This window comes from Pseudonocardia sp. GCM10023141 (genome assembly GCF_042653605.1).
In genome coordinates, this window is the sequence record NZ_JBHSIR010000021.1 from 148,006 (window position 1) to 172,114 (window position 24,109).

At 71.0% G+C, this 24,109-nt stretch carries 23 protein-coding genes and 1 pseudogene; 13 read left to right on the forward strand and 11 right to left on the reverse strand.

Annotation, left to right across the window (positions count from 1 at the left end):
• Positions 1-10 precede the first annotated feature (10 nt).
• Entirely contained in the window at positions 11-634 is a 624-nt protein-coding gene (locus tag ACFPFQ_RS11015) for a DUF5134 domain-containing protein (protein ID WP_379617501.1), read from the reverse strand.
• Positions 635-835: 201 nt separating this feature from the next.
• On the opposite strand from ACFPFQ_RS11015, the gene ACFPFQ_RS11020 reads away from it, so the two are divergent.
• The 9 genes from ACFPFQ_RS11020 (at position 836) to ACFPFQ_RS11060 (ending at position 9,671) form a co-directional block, all read left to right on the forward strand.
• Positions 836-1,687, forward strand: coding sequence for a nitrilase-related carbon-nitrogen hydrolase (locus ACFPFQ_RS11020; RefSeq protein WP_379617503.1), 852 nt, complete (start codon positions 836-838; stop codon positions 1,685-1,687).
• Positions 1,684-2,967, forward strand: coding sequence for an aspartate aminotransferase family protein (locus ACFPFQ_RS11025; protein ID WP_379617505.1), 1,284 nt, complete (start codon positions 1,684-1,686; stop codon positions 2,965-2,967). The genes ACFPFQ_RS11020 and ACFPFQ_RS11025 overlap by 4 nt, the downstream gene beginning before the upstream one ends.
• Positions 2,964-4,364: a dihydropyrimidinase gene (hydA, locus tag ACFPFQ_RS11030; protein WP_379617507.1), complete on the forward strand. Its 1,401-nt coding sequence runs from the start codon at positions 2,964-2,966 to the stop codon at positions 4,362-4,364. The genes ACFPFQ_RS11025 and hydA overlap by 4 nt, the downstream gene beginning before the upstream one ends.
• A 2-nt stretch (positions 4,365-4,366) precedes the next feature.
• Positions 4,367-5,368 (forward strand): TIGR03842 family LLM class F420-dependent oxidoreductase, encoded by a 1,002-nt coding sequence (locus ACFPFQ_RS11035; protein WP_379617509.1) that lies wholly within the window; start codon positions 4,367-4,369, stop codon positions 5,366-5,368.
• 169 nt (positions 5,369-5,537) lie between these two features.
• Positions 5,538-6,698 carry an alanine racemase gene (gene alr / locus ACFPFQ_RS11040; protein ID WP_379617511.1) on the forward strand — a complete coding sequence of 387 codons (1,161 nt, stop codon included), beginning with the start codon at positions 5,538-5,540 and terminating at the stop codon, positions 6,696-6,698.
• On the forward strand, positions 6,688-7,758 hold the full coding sequence (locus tag ACFPFQ_RS11045) for a D-alanine--D-alanine ligase family protein (protein WP_379617513.1): 1,071 nt from the start codon (positions 6,688-6,690) through the stop codon (positions 7,756-7,758). The genes alr and ACFPFQ_RS11045 overlap by 11 nt, the downstream gene beginning before the upstream one ends.
• Positions 7,755-8,921 (forward strand): acyltransferase family protein, encoded by a 1,167-nt coding sequence (locus tag ACFPFQ_RS11050; RefSeq protein WP_379617515.1) that lies wholly within the window; start codon positions 7,755-7,757, stop codon positions 8,919-8,921. Before ACFPFQ_RS11045 ends, ACFPFQ_RS11050 begins: the two co-directional genes overlap by 4 nt.
• Positions 8,922-8,964: 43 nt before the next feature.
• Positions 8,965-9,264, forward strand: coding sequence for a type II toxin-antitoxin system Phd/YefM family antitoxin (locus tag ACFPFQ_RS11055; protein ID WP_379617517.1), 300 nt, complete (start codon positions 8,965-8,967; stop codon positions 9,262-9,264).
• On the forward strand, positions 9,261-9,671 hold the full coding sequence (locus ACFPFQ_RS11060) for a PIN domain-containing protein (RefSeq protein WP_379617519.1): 411 nt from the start codon (positions 9,261-9,263) through the stop codon (positions 9,669-9,671). Before ACFPFQ_RS11055 ends, ACFPFQ_RS11060 begins: the two co-directional genes overlap by 4 nt.
• Before the next feature lie 55 nt (positions 9,672-9,726).
• Here ACFPFQ_RS11060 and ACFPFQ_RS11065 read toward each other — a convergent pair whose 3' ends face one another.
• Entirely contained in the window at positions 9,727-11,271 is a 1,545-nt protein-coding gene (locus ACFPFQ_RS11065; protein WP_379617521.1) for a multicopper oxidase family protein, read from the reverse strand.
• Entirely contained in the window at positions 11,268-11,690 is a 423-nt protein-coding gene (locus ACFPFQ_RS11070; protein ID WP_379617523.1) for a hypothetical protein, read from the reverse strand. Before ACFPFQ_RS11070 ends, ACFPFQ_RS11065 begins: the two co-directional genes overlap by 4 nt.
• A 99-nt stretch (positions 11,691-11,789) precedes the next feature.
• Between ACFPFQ_RS11070 and ACFPFQ_RS11075 the strand changes: the two genes are divergently transcribed.
• From ACFPFQ_RS11075 to ACFPFQ_RS11085, 3 genes are all read left to right on the forward strand, one after another.
• Complete coding sequence (locus tag ACFPFQ_RS11075) at positions 11,790-12,125, forward strand: PadR family transcriptional regulator (protein ID WP_379617525.1); 336 nt, start codon at positions 11,790-11,792, stop codon at positions 12,123-12,125.
• Positions 12,122-12,835 carry a permease prefix domain 1-containing protein gene (locus ACFPFQ_RS11080; RefSeq protein ID WP_379617527.1) on the forward strand — a complete coding sequence of 238 codons (714 nt, stop codon included), beginning with the start codon at positions 12,122-12,124 and terminating at the stop codon, positions 12,833-12,835. Before ACFPFQ_RS11075 ends, ACFPFQ_RS11080 begins: the two co-directional genes overlap by 4 nt.
• Positions 12,836-12,959: 124 nt before the next feature.
• The gene (locus ACFPFQ_RS11085) at positions 12,960-13,391 is read left to right on the forward strand and encodes a hypothetical protein (protein ID WP_379617529.1); all 432 of its coding nucleotides are present in this window, start codon (positions 12,960-12,962) and stop codon (positions 13,389-13,391) included.
• A gap of 68 nt (positions 13,392-13,459) precedes the next feature.
• Here the strand turns inward: ACFPFQ_RS11085 and ACFPFQ_RS11090 are convergent, their stop codons facing one another.
• The 4 genes from ACFPFQ_RS11090 to ACFPFQ_RS11105 are packed head-to-tail and all read right to left on the reverse strand — an operon-like array spanning position 13,460 to position 16,904.
• Positions 13,460-14,401 (reverse strand): ABC transporter substrate-binding protein, encoded by a 942-nt coding sequence (locus tag ACFPFQ_RS11090; protein ID WP_379617531.1) that lies wholly within the window; start codon positions 14,399-14,401, stop codon positions 13,460-13,462.
• Positions 14,402-14,426: 25 nt separating this feature from the next.
• Entirely contained in the window at positions 14,427-15,143 is a 717-nt protein-coding gene (locus ACFPFQ_RS11095; RefSeq protein WP_379617532.1) for an ABC transporter permease, read from the reverse strand.
• On the reverse strand, positions 15,140-15,796 hold the full coding sequence (locus ACFPFQ_RS11100) for an ABC transporter permease (RefSeq protein ID WP_379617534.1): 657 nt from the start codon (positions 15,794-15,796) through the stop codon (positions 15,140-15,142). Before ACFPFQ_RS11100 ends, ACFPFQ_RS11095 begins: the two co-directional genes overlap by 4 nt.
• A 10-nt stretch (positions 15,797-15,806) precedes the next feature.
• Positions 15,807-16,904, reverse strand: coding sequence for an ABC transporter ATP-binding protein (locus tag ACFPFQ_RS11105; protein WP_379617536.1), 1,098 nt, complete (start codon positions 16,902-16,904; stop codon positions 15,807-15,809).
• Between the two features lie 203 nt (positions 16,905-17,107).
• Between ACFPFQ_RS11105 and ACFPFQ_RS11110 the strand changes: the two genes are divergently transcribed.
• Positions 17,108-18,145 carry a LacI family DNA-binding transcriptional regulator gene (locus ACFPFQ_RS11110; protein WP_379617538.1) on the forward strand — a complete coding sequence of 346 codons (1,038 nt, stop codon included), beginning with the start codon at positions 17,108-17,110 and terminating at the stop codon, positions 18,143-18,145.
• On the opposite strand, the gene ACFPFQ_RS11115 is transcribed toward ACFPFQ_RS11110, so the two are convergent.
• The 4 genes and pseudogenes from ACFPFQ_RS11115 to ACFPFQ_RS11130 form a co-directional block, all read right to left on the reverse strand.
• A complete protein-coding gene (locus ACFPFQ_RS11115) occupies positions 18,103-18,615 on the reverse strand; it encodes a cysteine dioxygenase (protein ID WP_379617540.1) in 513 nt (170 codons plus the stop codon). The two genes, ACFPFQ_RS11110 and ACFPFQ_RS11115, sit on opposite strands and share 43 nt — an antisense overlap.
• 152 nt (positions 18,616-18,767) lie before the next feature.
• Positions 18,768-20,207 (reverse strand): DUF222 domain-containing protein, encoded by a 1,440-nt coding sequence (locus tag ACFPFQ_RS11120; protein ID WP_379617542.1) that lies wholly within the window; start codon positions 20,205-20,207, stop codon positions 18,768-18,770.
• 770 nt (positions 20,208-20,977) lie between these two features.
• A pseudogene (locus ACFPFQ_RS11125) lies at positions 20,978-21,118 on the reverse strand (IS5/IS1182 family transposase); the annotation flags it as partial.
• A gap of 43 nt (positions 21,119-21,161) precedes the next feature.
• On the reverse strand, positions 21,162-23,990 hold the full coding sequence (locus tag ACFPFQ_RS11130) for a putative bifunctional diguanylate cyclase/phosphodiesterase (RefSeq protein ID WP_379617543.1): 2,829 nt from the start codon (positions 23,988-23,990) through the stop codon (positions 21,162-21,164).
• Between the last annotated feature and the right edge of the window lie 119 nt (positions 23,991-24,109).

Sequence of the window (24,109 nt, forward strand, 5' to 3'; positions counted from 1 at the left end):
GAATCCGGGCTCAGACCATCCCGAGCAGCATGACCGTCATCGCCACAGCCATGACGATGTGGGCGACGGCTGCGGTCTGCGGCCGCGTGACAGCCGGCAGCGCGAGCACGGACCCACCCAGCGCGGCGACGGAGTCCGACCCCGCCCGGACCTGCACGGTGTCGACCGGCTCGGCCTGCGCGTGGCACATCCGCAACCGGTCGGCACACCGCAGCCCGTGCCACGCGAAGTAGCCGGCCGCCACGATGGCGATGATCGAGGTGGCGGTGAACCCCCCGACCCCGCCACCGTGGCCCGCGTTCCCCGAGGCATGCCCCGCCGCTCCGGCGTGCCCGCTGAGCAGCATGAAGAGCATCGCCGCACTGCCGACGACATGGTGGCCGGGCTCGCCGCCCAGGCTGCGGCCCCGGATCGCGACGGCGCCGAACCAGCCCAGGCAGGCCACGAAGATCACGATCCACACCGGCGTCGGGACGGGATCGGGCAGCGGCGAGAACATCGCGGCCATGCCGATGCACATCGCCGCGTGCGAGCCCTCGCCGATCATGTCGACGCGCCGCACGGCCAGTCGCAACAGATGCATGACGCCGAGCGCGAGGCAGCAGACCGCAAGAGCTCCGGTCACCAGCTCCATGCTGCGCACCTCATCCGGTCGGCAGGCGGGACGCCCACTCGAACGATAGGTCAGAACGGCCCTCCGGCTCCATACCGTGAGGGGGTAGCAACCGTGCGGCACCGTTTGTACTGGCACATCACCGAAGCCCTTGCACGGAGGTGGTCCGACGTTCGAAGGTGTCCCCTTCCCCTTCGGGCGATCAGCAGTGGAGGTTGATTCATGGCGGAGCAGTCCCGGGTGGTCCGCGCGGCGATCGTGCAGACGAAGTGGACCGGCGACACCGAGTCCATGATCGAGGTGCACGAGAAGTACGCGCGGGAAGCCGCCCAGCAGGGCGCCAAGGTGATGGGCTTCCAGGAGGTCTTCAACGCCCCCTACTTCTGCCAGGTGCAGGAGGCCGAGCACTACCGCTGGGCCGAGGCCGTTCCCGACGGCCCGACGGTGCAGCGGATGCAGGCACTCGCCCGCGAGACCGGCATGGTCCTGATCGTGCCCGTGTTCGAGCTCGAGTCCGAGGGCTTCTACTACAACACCGCCGCGGTGATCGACGCCGACGGCTCTTACCTGGGCAAGTACCGCAAGCACCACATCCCGCAGGTCAAGGGCTTCTGGGAGAAGTTCTACTTCCGGCCCGGCAACCTCGGCTGGCCGATCTTCGACACGGCGGTCGGCAAGATCGGCGTCTACATCTGCTACGACCGGCACTTCCCCGAGGGCTGGCGCGCGCTCGGCCTCGCCGGTGCGCAGATCGTGTTCAACCCGAGTGCCACCAGCCGCGGCCTGTCGTCCTACCTGTGGAAGCTCGAGCAGCCAGCCGCCGCCGTCGCCAACGAGTACTTCGTCGCGGCGATCAACCGGGTCGGGGTCGAGGAGTACGGCGACAACGACTTCTACGGCACCAGCTACTTCGTCGACCCGCGCGGCCAGTTCGTGGGTGAGCCGGCGTCGGGCAACGAGGAGGAGCTCGTCGTCCGGGACCTCGACCTCGCCATGATCGAGGAGGTGCGGCAGCAGTGGGCGTTCTACCGCGACCGCCGCCCCGACGCCTACGGACCGCTGGTGGAGTCATGAGCGAGCTTCTTGCGCGGACCCGCGCCGTCCTCCCGTCCTGGCTGGCGATCTACTACCAGGAGCCCATCGAGATCGAGCGCGGCGAGGGCCGCCACGTCTGGGACGCCGACGGCAACCGCTACCTCGACTTCTTCGGCGGCATCCTCACCACGGCCACCGCGCACGCGCTGCCCGAGGTCACGAAGGCCGTCAGCGAGCAGGCCGGCCGGATCATCCACAGCTCCACGCTGTACCTGAACCGGCCGATGGTGGAGCTCGCCGAGCAGATCGCCGAGGTCTCCGCGATCCCGGACGCCAAGGTGTTCCTCACCCCGAGCGGCACCGAGGCCAACGACGCCGCCCTGCTGCTGGCCAGCTCGCTGCGCCGGTCCAACCAGATCCTCGCGCTGCGCAACAGCTATCACGGCCGGTCCTTCTCCACGATCGCCATCACCGGCAACAGCAGCTGGTCACCCACGTCGCTCTCGCCGTTCCAGACCTACTACGTGCACGGCGGGCAGCAGTTCCGCTCGCCGTTCGCGGGTCTGTCCGACGGCGAGTACATCGCCGCGTCGGTCGCCGACCTCAAGGACGTGCTCGACCAGTCCGGCGGCGACATCGCGGCGTTCATCGCCGAGCCGATCCAGGGCGTCGGCGGCTTCACCTCCGGTCCCGACGGCCTGCTGGGCGCGTTCGCGGAGGTGCTGCGCGAGCGCGGCATCCTCTGGATCTCCGACGAGGTGCAGACCGGCTGGGGACGCACGGGCGAGCACTTCTGGGGCTGGCAGGCGCACGGTGCCACCCCCGATCTCGTCACGTTCGCGAAGGGCATCGGCAACGGCCTGTCCATGGGTGGCGTGATCGCCCGTGCCGAGATCATGGACTCGCTCGGCGCCAACTCCATCTCGACGTTCGGCGGTTCGCCGCTCACGTCCGCCGGAGCCCTGGCCAACCTGCGCTACCTGCTGGAACACGACCTGCAGGGCAACGCGGCCCGCGTCGGCCCGGGCCTGTTCGAGGGCCTGCGCGCCATCGGCTCGCCGATCATCGGCGACATCCGCGGCAAGGGCCTGATGCTGGGTGTCGAGCTGGTGCGCCCCGGCACCGGCACGCCGGGTGACCCCGCTCCGGAACTCGCCACGGCCGTGCTGGAGGCCACCAAGCGCCGCGGCCTGCTCGTCGGCAAGGGCGGCCTGCACGGCAACGTCCTGCGCATCGCCCCGCCACTCACCCTCACGGCCGACGAGGCCGCCGAGGGCCTTGCCGCGCTCGTCGCGTCGATCGAGGAGGTCACCCCTTGACCAGAACCCTGATCAGGAACGGCCTGGTCATCACGGCCGCCGAGGAGACCGCGGCCGACGTCCTCATCGACGGTGAGCAGGTCGTGGCGCTCGCCGCGAGCGGCTCGTCGGTGGCCGCGGGCTGGACCGCCGACACCGTGATCGACGCCGCCGGCAAGTATGTGATCCCTGGCGGTGTCGACGCGCACACGCACATGGAGATGCCCTTCGGCGGCACGTTCGCCTCCGACACGTTCGAGACCGGCACCCGCGCGGCGGCCTGGGGCGGCACCACCACGATCGTCGACTTCGCCATCCAGAACGTCGGTGGGACGTTGCGCGAGGGGCTCGACGCCTGGCACGCCAAGGCCGAGGGCAACTGCGCCGTCGACTACGCGTTCCACATGATCCTCGCCGACGTCAACGAGCAGTCGCTCAAGGAGATGGAAGGGCTCGTCGGCGAGGGCGTCACCAGCTTCAAGCTGTTCATGGCCTATCCAGGGGTCTTCTACAGCGACGACGGCAAGATCCTGCGCGCGATGCAGAAGGGCGCCGAGACCGGCGCGCTGACGATGATGCACGCCGAGAACGGCATCGCGATCGACGTGCTCGTGGAGCAGGCACTGGCCCGCGGCCAGACCGACCCGCGCTACCACGGCGACGTGCGCCACGAGCTGCTCGAGGCCGAGGCCACGCATCGGGCGATCAAGCTGGCCCAGGTGGCCGGGGCGCCGCTCTACATCGTGCACCTGTCGGCGACGAAGGCGTTGGCGCAGGTCGCGGCGGCACGCGAGGAAGGCTTCAACGCGTTCGCCGAGACCTGCCCGCAGTACCTGTTCCTGTCCACCGACGACCTCGCGCGGCCGGACTTCGAGGGCGCCAAGTACGTCTGCTCGACGCCGCTGCGCCCGGTGGAGCACCAGGCCAACCTCTGGCGCGGGCTGCGCAACGACGACCTGTCGGTGGTCTCCACCGACCACTGCCCGTTCTGCTTCAAGGGGCAGAAAGAGATGGGCATCGGCGACTTCTCCAAGATCCCCAACGGGTTGCCGGGCGTCGAGAACCGCATGGACCTGCTGCACCAGGGTGTCGTCGACGGGCACCTCTCGCGGCGGCGCTGGATCGAGATCGCCTGCGCGACACCGGCCCGGATGTTCGGGCTCTACCCGCGCAAGGGCACCGTCGCCCCCGGCGCCGACGCCGATATCGTGATCTACGACCCGGCGGCGGAGCAGGTGCTGTCGTCGTCGACGCACCACATGGCCGTCGACTACTCCCCCTACGAGGGCAAGACGATCACGGGCAAGGCCGAGACGGTGCTGTCGCGCGGTCGCGTGATCATCGACGGTGGCGAGTACCACGGCTCACCGGGACACGGGCGCTACCTGCGCCGCGACACCTGCCAGTACCTGAGGTGACAATGGACATCGGGCTCGTTCTCCAGACCGACCCGCCGGCCCAGACGGTCGTCGATCGCATGGCGCACGCCGAGGAGCTCGGCTTCACCCACGGCTGGACGTTCGACTCGCACCTGCTCTGGCAGGAGCCCTACGTCATCTACCCGCGGATACTGGAGCGCACGTCGCGGATGGTGGTCGGCCCGATGGTCACCAACCCGGCCACCCGGGACTGGACGGTCATCGCGTCGCTGCACGCCACGCTGAACTCGATGTTCGGCAACCGCACCATCTGCGGCATCGGCCGCGGTGACTCGGCCGTGCGCGTGCAGGGCCGGCCGCCCACCACGCTCGGGCGGCTCGAGGCGTCGATGCACGTGATCCGGGAGCTCGCCGAGGGTCGTGCCGTCGATCTCGAGGGCACCACCGTGCAGATCCCCTGGGTTCCCGACGGGGCGGCGCTGCCGGTCTGGATGGCGGGTTACGGACCCAAGGCGCTCGACCTGGTCGGTCGCGCCGCCGACGGGTTCATCCTGCAGCTGGCCGATCCCTACCTCGTGGAGTGGACGGTCAAGAGCGTGCGTGCCGCCGCGGAGGCGGCCGGCCGGGATCCCGCGGAGATCACGATCTGCGTGGCGGCACCCGCCTACGTCAGCGAGGACCTCGGGCACGCGCGGGACCAGTGCCGCTGGTTCGGCGGGATGGTCGGCAACCACGTCGCCGATCTCGTCACGCGCTACGGCGAGGCGTCGGCGGCGGTCCCGGCCGCGCTCACGGGCTACATCAAGGACCGTGACGGCTACGACTACGCCCACCACGGCCGGGCGGGCAACGCCTCCACCACGTTCGTGCCCGACGAGGTCGTCGACCGGTTCTGCCTGCTCGGGCCGCCCGCCGCGCAGCGGGAACGGCTCGCCGAGCTGCAGGCGCTCGGGGTCGACCAGTTCGCGGTCTACGCCATGCACGACGCGGTCGACGCGACCGTCGAGGCCTACGGGACCGAGGTGATCCCCGGACTGGCGTGAACCCGTGGCGTCAACACACCCCCTTACTGAGCCGGCAACGAAACGGGCATGAAAACCTGTTGAGACGTGTCGGCGCGAGGCCGGCACCAGGCTGATCGACAGCCGCACCCGCTGGGTGGAGGGGGCCGACCATGCAGTGCGCAGGATCCACGACCCGCGAGGCTCGCGCGTGACCGCTGGAGAAGCGGTCATCGACCTCGCGGCCATCGGCACGAACGTGGCGATCGCCCGGTCGCTGACCGACAGCATGATCATGGCGGTGGTGAAGGCCGACGCCTTCGGGCACGGCGCGGTGCCCGTCGCGCGGGCGGCGGTGGCGCACGGTGCTGGCTGGCTGGGTGTCGCGTCGCCTGCCGAGGCGCTCGCGCTGCGGGCCGGCGGCATCGAGGCACCGATCCTGAGCTGGCTCTACCCGGCCGCCACCGACCTGCGCGAGGCCGTGGCCGCCGACATCACCCTGTCGGTGGCCACCGCCGCTCAGCTGGACGCCGTCGCCAGGGCCGCGGCCCGGGTGGGCCGGTCGGCCGACGTCCACCTGAAGATCGACACCGGGCTCTCCCGCAACGGTGCGACGCTCGAGAGCTGGCCGGAACTCGTCGCACGCGCCCGCGCGGCGGAGCGGGCCGGGCACGTGTCGGTCACCTCCGTCTGGTCGCACCTCGTCGACGCCGACGCCGAAAGCGGCGCGCTGGTCGGCACGCAGATCGCCCGCTACACCGACGCCATCGCCGTCGCCGAAAGCGCCGGCCTGCGGCCGGTGATCAAGCACCTCGCCAACTCGGCAGGGGCGTTGCACCGGCCCAGCACCCATTTCGACATGGTGCGAATGGGCATCGGCCTCTACGGCGTCGAACCGATCCCGGGCCACGAGACCGGGCTCCGACCGGTCATGACGCTGCGCGCCCCGATCGTGTCGCTGAAGAGCGTGCACGAGGGCACCGGCGTCTCCTACCACCACGACTACGTCACCCGCGGTCGCACCCGGCTGGCGCTGGTCCCCCTCGGCTACGCCGACGGCGTCCCGCGCTCGGCAGGCCGGTACGCCCAGGTCTGGGTCGGCACCGAGCGACGTCCGGTCGCCGGCCGGATCGCCATGGACCAGTTCGTGGTCGACGTCGGCATCCGCGCCGTCGAGCCCGACCACGTCGTGGTCTTCGGCCCGGGTGACCGGGGCGAGCCGACGGTGACCGAGTGGGCCGCGTGGGCCGGCACGATCCCGCACGAGGTCCTCACGGGCATCGGCAACCGTGTCGAGCGCCTCTACGTCGGCGGGGACGCCGCCACGCGCCCATCACCCGTGCCCGCCGGAGAGGTCGCCCGTGCCCGCTGAGCCGATCCGTGTCGCCGTCATCTTCGGTGGCCGCAGCGGGGAACACCCCGTCTCGTGCCTGTCCGCCGCCAGCATCCTCGCCCACCTGGGCCGGGAGCGGTTCACCGCCGTTCCGGTGCGGATCGATCGGCAGGGCTACTGGGCCGTCGGCGTGGACGACCCCGCCGCTTTCGCCGCGGGCGGTGAGGCCACGCTCCGCGCGCTCGACGCCCAGCTGCCCGCGGCCGACACCACGGTGCCCCCGGCGTCCGGCGTACTGGCCGGGCTCGCCGCGGTCGGCGCGTGCGACGTCGCGTTCCCGGCGCTGCACGGCCCGCTCGGGGAGGACGGCGCCCTGCAGTCCTGCCTCGAGGCCATCGGCATCCCCTACGTCGGCAGCGGCACGCTCGCCGGTGCGCTCGGCATGGACAAGGTGCGCACGAAGCGCGCGGCGGCCGCTGCCGGTCTCGTCGTCGCCGACGACGTGGTCCTCACCGGATCGCAGGTCGACGTCGCGGACGACGCCAGGGAGCGCCTCGGCCTGCCGGTGTTCGTGAAGCCGTCCCGCTCGGGCTCGAGCCTCGGTGTCACCCGGGTCGACCGGTGGGCCGATCTGCCTGCCGCCGTCACCGTCGCGCGGCAGTTCGACGACATGGTCCTCGTCGAGGCCGCCGTGCCGGGCCGCGAGATCGACATCGGCGTGCTGGAGCTGCCCGACGGCACGCTCTCGGTCAGCCCACCGCTGGAGATCCGCGTCCCCGACGGCACGCTGTTCGACTACCACGCGAAGTACGCCTCCACGCAGACCGTGTTCGAGGTGCCAGCCCGGTTGGACACGACCACCGTCGACGAGGTGGGACGGCTGGCCGTGCAGGCGTTCCGCGCACTGGGCTGCGCCGGGCTGATCCGAGCCGACTTCTTCGTGCGTCCCGACGGCCGACCGGTCTTCAACGAGATCAACACCTTCCCCGGGTTCACCGCGGCGTCCCAGTACCCGCGGATGTGGCAGGCCGTGGGCGTCAGCTACCGCAGCCTGCTCGACACCCTGATCGACACGGCACTCGCCCGGGCGGTGGCATGACGACCCTCGACGCCCCAGCCACCCGGCCCCGCCTGCACGAGATCGACCTGCTGCGGATCATCGCCGCCCTGTCGGTGGTGCTCTACCACTACCTGTTCTCCGCCTACGCGGGCGGGCTGAGCCCGGTCGCGTACCCGGAGCTGAACCAGGTCGCGCGCTACGGGTACCTCGGCGTCGACCTGTTCTTCGTCATCAGCGGCTTCGTCGTGCTGATGAGCGCGTGGCAGCGCAAGCCCGGCCAGTTCCTGATCTCGCGGATCGTGCGGCTCTACCCCGCCTACTGGGTGGCCGTCACGCTCACCGCCGTGGTGACGGTGCTCATCGGCGCCCCGAAGTTCGGCGTCACGGCGTTCCAGTACCTGACGAACCTGACCATGCTCAACTCGCTGGTCAACCAGGAGAACGTCGACGTCGTCTACTGGACGCTCTGGTCGGAGCTGCGCTTCTACGCCCTCATCCTGCTGCTCACCGTGATCGGGATGACCCGCAGGCGCACGCTCAACGCGCTGTGGATCTGGCTGGTGGCGATCGCCGTGCTGGAGTCCGGGCTGGTGCCCGCGGGCCTGGCCAACACCGCCGACCTCGTGGTGCAGACCCAGTTCGCCCACTACTTCGTCGCCGGCATGGCGCTGTTCCTGCTGCACCGCTTCGGGCCGTCGCTCGAGATCGTCCTGATACTCGGGTTGAGCCTGGTGAACGCCGTCTACCGCGGTGTCGGGTTCGCCGATGCGGTGGGTGAGCGCTACGCGGCCGCGTTCAACGACGTCGTGGTCGCGGTGATCATCATCGCGATCTACGGGGTGATGACGCTGGTGGCCATCGGGGCGACGCGCCGGTTCGCGCTGCCCTGGTTCGCCGTGCTCGGCAGCCTGACCTACCCGCTCTACCTCATCCACGCCCACATCGGCTTCATGCTGTTCACGCTGCTCGGCCCCGCGCTGAACCGCTGGGTGCTGGTCATCGGGCTCGTGACGCTGATGCTGCTGGTCGCCTACGCGATCCACCGGCTCGTGGAGCGGCCGCTGGCCCCGCGGCTGCGCCGGTTGTTGACCCGCCTGCTGCCCACCGCCGCCGGGCCCCCGCGCACCCGCCCGACGGGTGCGCCCGCAGACCAGGAGAGCGGCGACCGTCCACGCGGCGGAGGATCCGAACCACCACGGTGAACCGGAGATAGCACTATCGCTATGCCGTAGCTATTCTGGCGTGGTGAGCGAATCCATCCGGCAGTCAGACCTGCGCAACAACAATGCTGAGATCATGCGCAGGGTGGCCGAGGGAGAGTCCTTCACGATCACCGTGCATGGCCATGCCGTCGCCGATCTCGTGCCGCATCAGCGTGGCCCCCGCAAACGCCGACTCGTCCCCGCGGCCGAGTTCGATGCGCTCCTCGCTTCCGCAGGGCCAGGGCCGGACCCAGCGGCATGGGCTCTCGACATCGCCGCGGCCGACGCGCTGTTCGGCGACGACCTCCCGACGGATCCGTGGACACCGGGCCGCGATCAATGACGGCCGCGGTCGAGCGCCAGGTCCTGCTCGACACCTCCGTGGTGATCGAGCCTCCTGCCGCGGGCCTGAGTTCCATCGCCGATGTGGTGGCCATCAGCACGGTCACGATCGCAGAGCTGGAGTACGGCGTCGGCGCCGCTTCCGATCCGATCGGACGCCAGCGGCGCAGGCGGCGGCTGCAGCTGGTGATCGAGACGTTCGACATCGTGCCGTTCGACCTGGCGACGGCGGCGTCCTACGGCATGCTCGCGAATGCCGTGCGCGCCGCCGGGCGAGATCCCCGTCCTCGCCGCCTCGATCTGATGATCGCCGCCAGCGCCGAGCGTCACGGGTACAGCATCGCCACCCGCAATGCGCGGGACCTGCAGGACCTCCGGCGTGTGCTCGACGTGATCGCGGTCATCTGATCAGCCGTCCTGATCACACCGTCCTGATCACACCGTCCTGATCACACCGTCCTGATCACACCGTCCTGATCGTCGCCATCATGGCCATGTCCTCGTGCTCGAGGTTGTGGCAGTGCAGGACGAACCGGCCCGTGTGGTCGGTGAACCGCACCGCCACCTCCAGGATCTCGGCGGGCGGCAGGTCGACGGTGTCCTTCCAGCCGGCGTCGTAGGGACCCGGCTCGCGCCCGCCGCGGCCGAGCACCTGGAACGCGTCGAGGTGCACGTGGACCGGATGGTGGACGTCGCTGACGAACCGCCAGATCTCGGTCTGCCCGAGGGGGATGTCGGCGATCGACCGGTCGGGGTCGAACGAGGTGCCGTTGATCGTCCAGCCGGCGTGGCGGCCGACCTTGCCCCGCGTGAACTGGAACGTCCGCAGGGTCGCGCCCGCGGCGGGTACCAGCGGCTCCACGTCCGCCAACCGTGGTGGCACGGCGCTGTCGTCCTTCGCCGCGCGCACCACCCGGAATTTCATGATCTCGGCCATCCGGCCGGTGCCGAGCTGGTTCACCAGCGTCACCTCGGTGCCGACGGGCACCACCGCGAAGTCGACGATCACGTCGAAGCGCTCGCCGGGAGCCGTCTCGATCGACTGGTGCTCGATCGGCGCAGCGAGCAGCCCGCCGTCGGAGCCGATCTGCACCAGCGGCAGTGCCGGGCCGCCGGGCACGGTGAGCGCAAGGCCGTAGCGGCGGGCGTTGGACGCGTTGAGGATCCGCAGCCGGTAGCGCGCGGCGTCGACGTCGTGCACCGGCCACGGCGCGCCGTTGACGAGTGCCACGTCGCCCAGCACGCCCTCCATCCAGTTGTCCTCGACGCCGGGAAGGCTGCGCATCGCCTGGTCCAGACCCGGGTAGGCGAACGAGCCGTCGGCGTTGAACGCCCGGTCGACGATCATCAGCGGCAGCTCCCGGTCGCCGCGCGGCAGCGGCAACGCGTCCTCGACGTCGTCACGGACGATGTGGAAACCCGCCAGCCCCCGGTAGACCGCCGGAGCGGTGAAGTCCATCCGGTGGTCGTGGTACCAGAGCGTGGCGGCCCGCTGCGCCAGCGGGTAGCGGTGCTCGCGCTCCCCCTTCACGACGTCACCGACCATCGAACCGTGCTGCATCCAGCCGCCCGGGTCGTCGACGGGCAGCACGAGGTCGAGGGGCCAGCCGTCACTCTCGGGCGGGGTGTGCCCGCCGTGCAGGTGCGCCACGGTCGGCACCGGGAGCTCGTTGCGGTGGCGGACGACGATCGGACGGCCCGAGCGGCTCTCGAACGTCGGGCCCGGGAAGATGCCGTCGTACCCCAGGATCGGGGTGCGCAGCCCGGGCAGGATCTCGGCCTGCCCCACGCGCTGGGTGATCCGGTACAGCTGCGCACCCGACGGGTCGACGCCCACCGGTCGCGCGATCGGCGGTACCGGCAGCGGCACGCGGAACGCCTCGGGCAGCGAGGCCCGGCTGGCCAGTTCGACCCCGGTCTGCCCGCGGGGGCCGCATCCGGCGAGCACGGTCATCGCGGCCGCACCGCCGAGCAGGCCGAGGAAGCCGCGGCGCGAAAACCCCGTCATCGCACACCACCGCGGGGACGTCGGGAGGACGGGCTCCACACCCAGATCGCCAGCAGCACCGATGCCGTGACGATCGCGACGCCCAGCGGGACGTGGACCTGCAGGATGCGCGCGTAGCCCATCCCGATCTGCAGGCCGACGGCGAGGAACAGCACGACCGCGACCGGCAGCACCCAGAACCGCCCGCGGCCACCGATCACGTGCAGGAGCGCCGCGACGATCACGAGCAGGTCGAACGCCGCGAGCATGCTTCCGACCATGGCGTGCACCTGGATCGCCTTCACGTCCCCGGTGAGGAACAGGCCCGCGAACACCGGCTGCCCCAGTACCGCCATGAGGTGCACCGTGATCACGCAGCGGAGCAGCCACAGCGTGGCCGGTGCCCGGCGCGCCTCCGCTGGTCGTGCGAGTGTGTCCATGCCCACCAAGCTATAAGTAGCGTGTCTACTTATACATCGGGGATTTCCCTGATCGGATCCCTGATGTCAGCGCTCGTGGGATACGTAGAATCCCTACCCGTGAGACCCGACGCGATCCGCGGCCACCTCGACGGCCTCATCCTCTCCGTGCTCGAGGCCGGGCCCCGCCACGGCTACGCCATCATCGAGGCGCTGCAACTGCGCAGCGGTGGCGTCCTCGACCTGCCCACCGGGACCGTCTACCCCGCATTGCGCCGCCTCGAGCGGGCCGCACTGCTGTCGGGCGCATGGAGCGTGGTCGGCGGGCGCAAGCGGCGCACCTACACGCTCACCCGCGCCGGGCGGCACGCGCTCGCGGGCCAGCGCACGGAGTGGACCGAGTTCAGCAGCGTCGTCGACGCCGTGCTGCGACCGGTCGCCGGAGGCCAGGCATGACCACGCCCGCCAGAATGGATCCCGACACCGATCCCGTTGCCCAGTACGTCCGGACACTGTCGCGCGCCCTGCGCGGGCCCGCGCGCGTGCGCCACAGCATGCTGACCGAGGTCAGGGACGGACTGGAGGACGCCGCTGCCGCTTACCGTGACGGTGGCCTCCCGCCGCACGACGCCGCGGTGCGCGCCGTGCGTGACTTCGGCACGGTCCCCGAGATCGCGCCCGAGTACCAGGTGGAGCTCACCGCCCGCCAGGGACGGCGCACGGCGTTCCTGCTGGCCGTCGCGTTCCCGGGGATGATGCTCGCCTGGGATCTGCTCTGGAGCAACGGGATCTCCTGGCAGGCGGTTGCGGGCGCCGCACCGCCACCCGCGATCGTCTCGGCGCTGGCCCGCCTGCAGGACGCCACGTCGATCGGGGTGGGCGCCCTCGAACTCCTGCTGTTCGCGGCCACGTTCCACCGGGCGGCACCGGCCCGCCGGATCGGCCTGACGGTGGCACTCACCGCCATCGCCGGCGCCCTCCTGACGCTGGTCACGTCCGGGTCGATGCACCTGGTCAGCGCCGAAGCGGCCGACGTCATGCTCGCCGCCGGGCCGGTCGCGCCCACCGCGTACGTCGTGAGCGTGGGCATGCTCGCACTGGTGGTCTGGTCGGCGTCCAGGACGCTACGACTGGCCCGCCTCCGACCACCCTCGCAGGTCGGCTAGGCGGAATCGATTCGGCGTTCCTCGAATCATCCGGGGCGCGGACCAACGGCAGGCGGAGATCGCTCGGCAACACGCGGCCGGGCGGCAGGAGGCCGACCGCGAGAATCCGAAGCTAGGAACTGCTGTGAAGCTACGTGTCAAAGCACTGTCGATCCTCGTCGCCGTCATGGCGATGGGCACGGTGCTCGCCACCCCGGCCTACGCCGACTTCTTCGAATGTGCGGGCTCGGGCGGGGACAGCGTGAGCCGTGATGTGCCCGGCCGCGCTCCGGGGAGCGTCGTCTCCGTCATGGTCTGCTACGCGCCGGCCCGGCAGACGTACATGTACCGCGGCATCGTCACCCGACCGCAGAACGGTGACGTGCTGCGGATCGGCTACACGCCCTACTACAGCAAGGGATGGGTCGAGCACTCCTACCGGTCGGCGCCCCATGACCTGGACCGGTTCGGGAACATGCCGGGCGAGTGGTATCTCTCCGGCGACCATGGGCGCGATCTCCAGGCCTGCCTGGACCCGAACGGCGACGCGAGCCGCCGGATCTGCACCTGGCCGTAGCGGGAGCCAGATCTGCACGCAACCTCAGGTGCTCCGGCCGTGCTTGGCACGGCCGGAGCACCCCGGGGTCAGCTCAGGCCGTTCTTCGACAGCCAGCTCTTCGCCACGGTCTCGGCGCTCGGCTTGGTCGGGCCGGCGGCCTCGGCGTTGAGCGCGGTCAGCTCCGCGGTGGTGAGCTTGGCCGACACGGCGTCCAGCGCCGCCTTGATCGGATCGGTCAGCTTCGCCTTGTTGATCAGCGGCACGACGTTCTGCGCGGCGAAGTTGCTCTTCGGGTCGTCGAGGACGACGAAGCCGTCGGCCGGGATCGACGCGTCGGTGCTGAAGATGTCGGCCGCCTGCACGTCACCGTTCTTCAGCGCCGAGACGGTGAGCGGGCCACCGGCGTCGAGCGACTTGAACTCCTTGAAGTTGCAGTTGTACTTCGCCGCGATGCCGGGGATGCCGTCGGGCCGCTTCTGGAACTCCGGCGGTCCACCGAACACGAGCTGGCCGCAGTTGGGGGCCAGGTCCGCGATGCTCTTGGCGTTGTACTTCGCGGCGGTCTCCTTGGTGACCACCACCGCGTCCTTGTCCTCGGCCGCCGACTTCGCGGTGACCGTCAGCGCGGCCGGCAGCGCCTTCTGCAGCGCCGAGTAGACCGCGTCGGGGTCGGTCTCCGTGGCGTCCTTCTTCACGAACTGCAGCAGCACACCCGTGTACTCCGGGATCAGGTCGATCGACCCGTCCTGCAGGCCCGGGTAGTAGGTCTCCCGGCTGCCGATGGCCGGCTTCTGCTGCACCGTGACGCCCTTGGCGGCCAGCGCCTGCCCGTAGATCTCGGCGAGGATCTGGCTCTCGACGAAGTTCGCCGAGCCCACGATGATCTTGTTGGAGGCAGCGGCGCCACCCGAGGGTGCCGCGCCGGAGCCGCCGTTGGCGAGAGGGTCGCCGCCGCCACCGCACGCGGTGAGGCCGATGGCGGCTACGGCCGCGACTGCGGCCGTCCGTGCGATCAAGGAACGCTTCATCTTCGGTCGTCCTCCGTGCGGGGGATCATGCCGCCTGTGCGGCAGCAGGTCGGGATTCGGTTACGGCCCGAGATCTGCGTCGGCTCACCGGGGCGGCCTGTAGGCCGGGCGAGACGAGCAGCTTCTGCAGGCCGGCGAGCAGGAGATCGGCCACGATGGCGAGTACCGCCACCAGGATCGACCCGGCGATCATCTGCGGGAAGTCACGTACGGACAGGCCGTCGATGATGAACCTGCCGAGCCCGCCGAGCGCGACGTATGCCGCGATCGTGGCAGTGGAGATCACCTGCAGGAGTGCACTTCGGACACCCCCGATGATCAGCGGGAGGGCATTGGGCAGCTCGACCTGGAACAGGATGTCGCGTCCGCGCATGCCCATGCCCTTGGCGGCGTCGACCACCGAGCGATCGACGTTGCGGACACCCGAGTAGGTGCCGGCCAGGATCGGTGGGACCGCGAGGATGACGAGCGCCACGAGCGGGCCGAGCAGGCCGATGCCCACGGCTCCCACCAGCAGCACCAGCAGGCCGACCGTCGGCAGTGCTCGCAACCCGTTGGCCAGGCCGACGACGACGAAACCCCCGCGGCCGCTGTGCCCGATCCAGGCGCCGATCGGGATCGCGATGACGAGCGCGATGATCATCGTGAGCGCGCTGTAGCCGAGGTGCTCCACCAGTCGCTGCGGCACCCCTCCCGACCCCTTCCAGTTGGCGGGGTCGAACAACCAGCCGAAGAGGGTCATGTGGCCTTCCCCACGGCTGCGGCGACGCGGTCCCACGGGGTGAGGCGGCGCCCGAGCAGCAGCAACAGCCCGTCGATGACGAGCGCGATGGCGAGCACGAGCACGATGCCGGCGATGATCTCCTCCGGGATGTTGCGCTGGAACCCGTCGGTGAACATGCGGCCCAGCCCGCCGAACCCGATGACGGAGCCGACCGTGACCATGCTGATGGAGGACACGGTCGCGACGCGCAGCCCGGCCAGCACGACCGGCACCGAGATCGGCAGCTCCACCGTGAGGAACCGCCGCATCGGCCGGAAACCCATGGCCGTGGCCGAGTTGACGATCAGCGGCGGCACCGCGGAGAGCGCATCGGCGACGCTGCGCACGAGCAGCGCCATCGTGTAGACCGTCAGCGCCACGATCACGTTGAGCGGATCGAGGATGCCGGTGCCGAGGATGATCGGCAGGATCACGAACAGGGCCAGCGACGGGATCGTGAACAGCAGGCCGGCCAGGTTGATCACGATCGTGCGCCCGAGCCGCGTGCGGTTGGCGAGCCAGCCGATCGGGATCGCCAGCACCAGCCCGATCACGACCGGTACCAGTGCGAACACCAGGTGATCGAGGATCAGGCCGCGGATGAAGGGCAGGTTGCCCAGAACCCAGGTCATGGACGGCGCCTCACGCCACGGGCTCGTCGCGCCGGGTGTCGGCGAGCGCGCGCAGCACGTCGTCGGCGCTGATCGAGCCGGCGACGGCACCGTCGGCGTCGATCGCCACACCCTGCCCGGACGGCGACGACAGCGCGGCGTCGAGCGCGCTGCGCAACGAGCCGGAGCTGACGTCGTAGAGCGATCCACCCGGTACGACCTGCTCGGCGCCGACAACGAGCGCGCCGCCGTGCTCGGCGCCGTGGAACCAGCCCTGCGGCTGGCGCCGCTCGTCGACCACGAGTACCCAGCCGGAGCCCTTGGGCACCTGCGCGCCGAGCGCGACCGTGGGCAGCTCGCCCAGCGGCAGGTCGGCGGAGGACAGGAAGCCGAGCCCGCGGTAGCCGCGGTCGCGCCCGACGAAGTTGTCGACGAACCTGTCGGCCGGACGGGCCAGCAGCCGCCCCGGTTCGTCGTACTGGGCCAGCAGGCCACCGGTGCGGAACACGGCCACCTTGTCGCCGAGCTTGACCGCCTCGTCGATGTCGTGGGTGACGAACACGATGGTCTTGCCCAGCTCCGACTGCAGCCGCAGCAGCTCGTCCTGCAGCGTCTCGCGCACCACCGGGTCGACGGCGCTGAACGGCTCGTCCATGAGCAGGATGGGTGGGTCGGCGGCCAGCGCCCGGGCGACGCCGACGCGCTGCTGCTGCCCACCGGAGAGCTGCGCCGGGTAGCGCTTGGCCATCTCGGGCACGAGCCCGACGATCTCCATCAGCTCGGTGGCGCGCTTGCGGGCCTTGTCCTTGGCCCATCCCAGCAGCAGCGGCACCGTCGCGATGTTGTCGAGGATGGTGCGGTGCGGGAACAGCCCGGCCTGCTGGATCACGTAGCCGATGCCCCGACGGAGATCCGGAGCATCGGTGGACATGATGTCGCGACCGTCGACGGTAATGGTGCCGCCGCTCGGGTCGATCATCCGGTTGATCATGCGAAGGGAAGTGGTCTTGCCACATCCGGATGGACCGACGAAGACCGTGATCTTCCCGGCATCCACCGTGAGGTCGAGCTCGTCGACTGCCACCGTGCCGTCGGGGAAGCGCTTGGTCACGCCCCGGAATTCGATCATCCGGGAGACCTCCGTGTTCACCGACGACCCCTTGCCGGTCGCCGCGTCGCAAGAGGCTATCCCGATCAGCCGACAGTCGCGACAACTGTGACAGTTCCGCGACCACCCGCCGTCACCATGATCACCCCTCTGGCCCAACCTCGATCCCGGCGCGCGCGGACGCCGGCAAGCCCTGCGAGCCCAACCCCCGTAGGCTCGCCCGCGTGCAACGCCGTCGGCGGACGACCCTGAAGGACGTCGCGGCAGCGACGGGCCTCTCCCCCGCTGCGGTTTCCTATGCGTTGCGCGGGCTGCAGGTGCCGGTCGAGACGCAGGAGCGGGTCCGTGCCGCCGCCCGCGAGCTCGGCTACGAGGTCAACCCCATCGCCAGGGCGCTGGCCGGCGGGCGCACGGGGATGGTCGGCGTCCTGTGCGGCTCCCTCGAGGACCTCTGGCAGCAGGGCCTCGCGGTGCAGCTGTCGCGCGGGCTGCTGGCCAAGGACCGCTACGCGATCATCACCGACGCCAACGGCGAGCCCGACCGCGAACGACAGCTGGCGCGCCAGCTGCTCGACCAGCAGGTCGACGGCGTGCTGGTGTCACCGCTCGACCCGGCCGCCGACTTCTGGGCCGACCTGAGCGCAGCCGTCCCGGTGGTCACCATCGGCGACGCGCTGCTGGCCGCCCCCAAGGCCGGCTGCGTGCTGTTCGACAACCGTCACGGCGTCGCGATGGCACTGGAGCACCTCGCCGACCTGGGCCACCGCCGGGTCGCCGTGCTCACCCCGTCCACCCCCAGCACACCCGACCGCCCGGCCGGCGTGTTCGCCAAACGCCACGGCGAGGAGCTCGGCCTCGACGTCGTGCTGGTCGGCTCACCGGCGTCCGTGGCGGGCGCGGCAGCCGCTGCCGAGGAAGTGCTCGCCGTCGCGGATCGCCCCACCGCGATGTTCTGCCTGAGCGACTCGATGGCCTACGGCTGCTATCTCGCGGCCCGCCGCTTGGACCTGGCCGTGCCCACGGACCTGTCCGTGCTGGGCTACGACGACCACGAGACGGCGGAGCTGGTGGTGCCCCCGCTCACCACGTTCGCCTGGGATCGCGCCGGCATCGTCGAATCGGCGGTGGCACAGCTCGTGCGCGCCATCGAAGCCGGCGGCCGGCGCCGACCGCAGACGTTCCGGCCCGAGCTGGTGGAACGCGGATCCACAGCGGTCGCTCAGTCGACGGCGCCCTCGGGCGAGCGCAGCTCCTCCTCGTAGCCCACCGACGTGCGACGCAGCACGCCTTCACGGTCGAAGGAGTACTGGCCCATCCGCGTCAGCGGCGGCGAGTAGGCGTGGATCGAGACGGAACCGTCGACGGCCCCGGTCATGCGGTGGATGTGGTCGGGGCCGAAGGTGAACGACTCACCGCTGGCGAAGTCCTCGACGACCGGGCCGTCGGCCAGGCGCAGCGTGCTCTGCCGCACGGCGCCCTGCACCACGGCAACGGCTCCGGAGGAGATGTCGTGGTCGTGCCACCCGGTGTCGTCGACCGTGTTCCAGCACAGCAGCCAGACGTCCACGACGTCGTCGCGGTGCAGTGACACGTAGTGCCGCTGCCCGGACCCGTCGAACGTGACGAGGTGCTGCCAGAGCTCGGGACGCGCGGCGAGGTGATCGACATGGTCCTGCAGTTCCGACCGGCTCATGGCCTGCGGGAGTAGTGGCTGGTTGACGGTTGCGGTCACGGTGACTCCGAGGTACTGAAGCGCATCACTGATGCGTTTCAGTTAAGCGGTTCACAAGGGGTGCGGTCAACCCCTCCGGACTGAGACGTCGGCGATAGGGACGGGGTTCTGACGCTGCGGGCCGCTGCAGTGGATCGTCATGTGATCCACGTTCACCGCGGCTCCTGTGCCGCGACGGTGCACCACCTGTGGGCGGAATGTGTCCTCGCCGGACGGACTAGAACGGCGGCGGCTCGGTGTCGATCTCGATCTGGGCGGGCGGTGGCCGCTGCGGCGGGGCGACCGGCCGCCAGAGGATGCGTAGATCCACTTGGCGGGTGGCGCCGACCCCCTTCATCGTGTTCAGCGGGTTGCGGTTCGGGCAGATCGTGGCGAATCGGCTCACCCCGGGTCGTGTAGACCCTGCCGAGCGGGCTGGTCCAGACGAACCGTCCCGGTACTGGCTGGGAGAGTGCCCAGCCCCGGTCCTTGTCCGGGTGATGGCGGTAGCAAGCCGGGCCGGCGTTCTCCTCGACCGTGTCCCCACCCTTGCCGCGATCAAGCGTGTGATCCAGATCGGAGCGTCGCGCGGTGCGGGCGCAACCCGGCCCGATGCAGTTCTGATCCCCGCCAGTCTTCGGACGGCTGCGCAGGAACCCGCCATGCAGCAGCTGCCCCGTCTCGTCGACGATCGCGAACTCCCACGACCCACCCCGATACTGCCGCGCCACCGCAGCACGGGCGACATCAGCGGAGACCGGCCCGACCCCGGCGATCTCCCCGGGCCACTCATCACGCCCCATCAGGGTGGGCAGTCCAATGTGGACCTCGACCCCTTCCCGGACCAGTTCGGTGTCACCGATCAGGGCGTCGATGATCTGGGTCTCGGCCAGTCCGTGGAACCGCCCGTCGAGCATGCCGAGGTAGAGATCGGCACTGATCTGCCCGAGCGTTCCCGCGCAGCCCTTGCGGCGCGCGGTCTCGGCAAGCCGATCCAACCGCGCACACGCCGCAGCAGCCTCATCCGGCGGCAACCCTCGGGCAGACACCGTGGCGGTACCGGTGATCGGATCCAGATGACACGACACACCCCGCTTCTCCACCGCACCCCGACACTTCCGCCGCTGATAGGCGGGGTCGATGGCCAGGATCGCGCGCCACAACCGGTTCGCCAGCTGCCGGGTCGTCCACCCCGACGCACCCGGCACCAACCGCTCACACACCACAGCGATCTGCGCCGCCGACAACTCAGCGGGATCGAGGTACTCGCAGAACATCCACGCCTTGCTCCGGTCGATCCGCCCAGCCCGAAAGGCCGCCAACACCACTGGCAGGTGATCGTGGAGGTGTTCGGCCAGCCCGAGCTCCCGATCGGCGGCGGTCGGGGTCAAGGTCAGCAGGGCGGCGATCTCCGACGACCCCCACGCATACGAGGTCCCGGCGCGCCCGACCTCGGCGTCGCCGAGCTCATCGAGCGGGGTGGAGCGGGCGAGGTGCACCATCCCGATCAACAGCTCGGCGTCATCATGCGCCCGCTGCCGAGCCCACGCGGCGACCACGTCACCGATGTGGGCGTTGGGGATCTCGCTCCACACCATCGCGGCGAGGACCACGGCCAGCTCCGGCCCGGGGCGGCAGCGCTGCCGCCCGTTCCCAGGGCCGGACCGGATCCTTCATGGCTCGCACATGCATTCGATCACCGACAATTTCGGTCTCGCCCGGGAGGCCCCAGGAAGAATCTTGAAACTCGTCAGCAGGCCCGCCGGCCCGCCGCCGAGCACCGCCGCCGTGCCGGATTCGCGAAATCACGTGTCGAGATGGCGAAATCAGCCGCCCGGACGCGCGTGAGCCCGACTCGCGAGCCCATCCACCCCGACTCGCGGGTCAATCTGTCCCAACTCGCGCGCTGACCTGCACTGACCCCGTAGCTGCGGGCTACGCCTGGCCAGGTTTCCCGGGAGCCCTGCCGGGCGAGGGGGCCCGTGCGCACGCAGCGCGCACCCCAGGCCCCAAAGTGTCCTCCCAACCCTCCCCGGAGCCCTGCCCCGCCGGCGAGGCGGCACGAAAGCCAGGGCACACCACCCAGCCGCACCCGACCGGCAGGCACGAAAGCCGGGCACGCCACCCGACTCCAGCCGACCGGCGGCACGAAGTCCGAAGCAGACGACCAAATCGGACCGGCGGGAGAGCCGGGTACTCCACGAAGCCGGACCGACCGGCGAGAGCCGGGGCACCGTCCCAGCCGGACCCGACCGCCGGCGACGCCACCGCCACAACTCGACGAGCACCTCAACGCAAAGGTCCTTCCCGACGCGCGATGCCGTCCACCTCAACTCGCGGGTCAATCCGTCCCGACTCAGAGGGTGTTGTCGAACCTGGGTGATCAGTCCGTGAGGTCTTCTGCTAACCGGCGGGCGGCCTCGGTCTCGATCGGGCCGTGCGGGTCGATGTCCTCACCGGCCAACCGTGCGGCCATCAGCCGGTTCATCGCGACCTGGATCATCGCCCCGGCGTGAGCGGTCTTGGGTCGCGAAATCACCGGGTCGGAACGGCGAAATCAGCGCAGCTCAGAGCCCCGCTTCCCGGTATCCCGGCGACGCGGCCGGGGTCGGCAGCCGCCCGCCCGCCAGCGCCTCACGCAGCACGCCGGGTGCCAGCGGCCGGGCGAACAGCCAGCCCTGGTAGGCGTCGACGCCGATCCCGCGCAGCACGTGGAACTGGTCGGCGGTCTCGACGCCCTCGGCCACGGTGGTGCGGCCCATGGCGCGTGCCATGTCGACGACGGCGCGGGCGACGGCGAAGTCGGCGGGGTCCTCGCCCACCCCCGTCACGAAGGCCCGGTCGACCTTGATGATCTGGGCGGGGAGTTCCTTGAGCCGCGCGAGCGACGAGTAGCCGGTGCCGAAGTCGTCGACCGCGAAGCGCAGGCCCCTTGCGGTGAGCTCCGCCATCGCGGCGAGTGCGTGTGGCGGCAGCGCGACCAGGCTGGTCTCCACCAGCTCCAGGGTCAGCCGCTCCCAGGCCAGGCCGCTGTCGGCGACGATGTCGGCGACGATGTCGAGGAAGTCGGGCTCCCCGGGGAGCAGCCCGGCAAGGTTGACCGCCACCGAGGGCTGCCGCCCCTCGTGGGACGGCCAGGTGGCCGCCTCGGTCGCCGCGGTGCGCAGCACCCACAGGTCGAGGTCGCGCAGGAGGCCGCTGCGCTGGGCGACGGGCAGGAACTCGCCGGGCGGGATGAGGCCGCGTTCCGGGTGCGGCCAGCGCACCAGCGCCTCGGCCGAGAGGACCGTGCCGTCCGGGCCGACGACGGGCTGGTAGTCGAGCACGAGCCCGCCGCTGGCGATCGCCGCCCGCAGCTCGGCCTCGAGCTCCAGCGCGCGCGTGGCGGAGTTGACCACCCCGTCGGTGGCCATCCCGATGCCGCCACGGGACTCGCGGCGCTTGGCGTCGCGCATGGCGACCTCGGCGAACCGCAGGAGGTCGGCCGCACGCACCTCGCCGCTGGGCACCGGCGTGGCCAGCCCGACGGACGCGGTCATCTGCACCGGGCGGCCGTGCACCGTGATGGAGATGCGCAGCAGGTCGGCGACGATGCGGGCGAGCTGGTCAGGTCCACCCACCATGGCGTGGTCGGCGCAGATCACCACGAACTCGTCGCCGGACAGCCGTGCCGCCGTGCACCCGACGGGCAGCTCGCGCTGCAGCCTGCCCGCGAGCGTGACGAGCAGGTCGTCGCCCGCCTCGTGCCCGAGCGAGGAGTTGACGCGCTGGAAGTCGTCGAGGTCGCCGCAGACGACCGCCACGCGGTCGCGGCCGGGTCCGGCGAGCATCCGGTCCACCAGTTCGAGGCTCGCCGCCCGGTTGGGCAGCCGGGTCAGCTCGTCCACGGTGCCGGCGCTGCGCAGCAGCTCGGCTGCCCGCCTGCGTTCGGAGATGTCGTGGCAGACGACCAGCCAGAACCAGCCGCCGTCGTCGGAGGACGTGGTGGCGATGGACAGCTCGCACCAGACCACCGTGCCGTCGCCGCGCACCAGCGGGGCGGCCTCGATCCGGTAGCCGTGCTGCGTGCCGGGGGCGACGGCGCGCAGCCAGCCGGGCAGCGCACCCAGCGGGGAACCCTGCTGGCGGTCGGCGGCCAGTGCCGCTGCGGCGACGCCGCGCAGCCCTTCCACCGTGACGCCGAGCAGTGCGCAGAGCCCCGCGTTGGCGTCGACGACGCGCCCGGAGCCGTCGATCAGCCCGACACCGTCCGGGATGAGCGCCATCAGGTCGGCGAAGCGCTGCCCTGAGTGCTGCAGGCGCCCATCGACGATCCGTGGTGTGGTCACGTCACGGACGACACCGACCAGGCGCACGGGTGTGCCGTCGGCGGCGCACTCGACCTCGGCACGGCAGCTCAGCAGCCGGTCACCGGGCAGGCGCAGCTCGGCGTGATGGCTGCCGTCGCGGACACCGGCGTGCAGGCCCTGCGACAGGAGCGCCACCTGCTCGCTCTCCACCCTCGCCGCCGCGTCGGAGTGCGGGTCGATCCCTACCGAGACATAGAGCTCGTCGAGCGTCTCGCTGCGGTGCAGCGTGCTGGTGGCGAGCTCGAAGCTCCAGGTGCCGACGCGGGCGAGGCGCTCCAGCTCGGCGGTCCAGCTGTGGTCTGCCGGGCGACCCGCCGCCGACGACGCCCCCTCGCCGAGGTCGACGAGCACCACCGCCGAGAGCTCCTCGTCGGGCAGCTCCCAGCGGATCACCCGGACCCGCGCGAGGCTGCCGTCGGCGCGGACGAGCCGCGAGTCGGTGTCGGGCCCGTGCACGAGCTGCGCGAGCCGCATCCCCGTCAGGTCGATGTCGGCGCCGCCGCGGTGCTCGTCGCCCGCACCGATCAGGCGCAACAGCGCCGCGTTGGCCCGCAGGATGCGATCGGCCCGGTCACACAGGAGCGCGGGCGCGCTGGGCAGCCGCACCGACTCCGGTCCGGCCGACGCCACCCGACGGACGTTCATCGTGCGCTCGACGGCCGGGCCGTCACCGAAGACGGCGTCGCGCAGCGCGGGCAGGACCCGCGGCGAGCCGAACTCGGTCCAGTCGGCTTCGGGTCCGTCCTGGTGGAGGTCGTCCGGTTCGCGGTCGGGGTCCGCCCGCGCCGCACTCCCGGTGACCAGCCGCAGCGACCCGGGGTCGGTGACGGGCTCGCCGCCCGGCAGCGGGGAGTCGCCGACGGCCTGCGCCAGCCGGGAGGCGAACAGCGCCGCCTGCGGGTGCACCTCGGGGCCGAAGACCGCCTGCCGCGACCGCCGCAGGTCGGCCCGGACGACGGCGTCGGGGAGGAACCGGCCCGACCCGTCGGGCTCGACCGACGGGTCTCGGGGAGCACCGTTCCCGACGCGCTGTCCGAGCTCTCTCACGGGCATCTCCTGGGCATGTGGCGACGGGCGTCACACAACACAACGACGCTCGCGGCCACACGTTCTGGCCGATGTTCCCGATCGGCCTACGCCGCCCCGAGTGAGTGAACGCCCTGGTC

Excerpts from the sequence above, each read along its gene's own strand:
- ACFPFQ_RS11015 (WP_379617501.1), bottom strand. The coding sequence starts at position 634 with ATGGAGCTGGTGACCGGAGCTCTTGCGGTCTGCTGCCTCGCGCTCGGC.
- ACFPFQ_RS11020 (WP_379617503.1), top strand. The coding sequence starts at position 836 with ATGGCGGAGCAGTCCCGGGTGGTCCGCGCGGCGATCGTGCAGACGAAG.
- ACFPFQ_RS11025 (WP_379617505.1), top strand. The coding sequence starts at position 1,684 with ATGAGCGAGCTTCTTGCGCGGACCCGCGCCGTCCTCCCGTCCTGGCTG.
- ACFPFQ_RS11035 (WP_379617509.1), top strand. The coding sequence starts at position 4,367 with ATGGACATCGGGCTCGTTCTCCAGACCGACCCGCCGGCCCAGACGGTC.
- ACFPFQ_RS11050 (WP_379617515.1), top strand. The coding sequence starts at position 7,755 with ATGACGACCCTCGACGCCCCAGCCACCCGGCCCCGCCTGCACGAGATC.
- ACFPFQ_RS11060 (WP_379617519.1), top strand. The coding sequence starts at position 9,261 with ATGACGGCCGCGGTCGAGCGCCAGGTCCTGCTCGACACCTCCGTGGTG.
- ACFPFQ_RS11065 (WP_379617521.1), bottom strand. The coding sequence starts at position 11,271 with ATGACGGGGTTTTCGCGCCGCGGCTTCCTCGGCCTGCTCGGCGGTGCG.
- ACFPFQ_RS11070 (WP_379617523.1), bottom strand. The coding sequence starts at position 11,690 with ATGGACACACTCGCACGACCAGCGGAGGCGCGCCGGGCACCGGCCACG.
- ACFPFQ_RS11080 (WP_379617527.1), top strand. The coding sequence starts at position 12,122 with ATGACCACGCCCGCCAGAATGGATCCCGACACCGATCCCGTTGCCCAG.
- ACFPFQ_RS11090 (WP_379617531.1), bottom strand. The coding sequence starts at position 14,401 with ATGAAGCGTTCCTTGATCGCACGGACGGCCGCAGTCGCGGCCGTAGCC.
- ACFPFQ_RS11095 (WP_379617532.1), bottom strand. The coding sequence starts at position 15,143 with ATGACCCTCTTCGGCTGGTTGTTCGACCCCGCCAACTGGAAGGGGTCG.
- ACFPFQ_RS11100 (WP_379617534.1), bottom strand. The coding sequence starts at position 15,796 with ATGACCTGGGTTCTGGGCAACCTGCCCTTCATCCGCGGCCTGATCCTC.
- ACFPFQ_RS11105 (WP_379617536.1), bottom strand. The coding sequence starts at position 16,904 with ATGATCGAATTCCGGGGCGTGACCAAGCGCTTCCCCGACGGCACGGTG.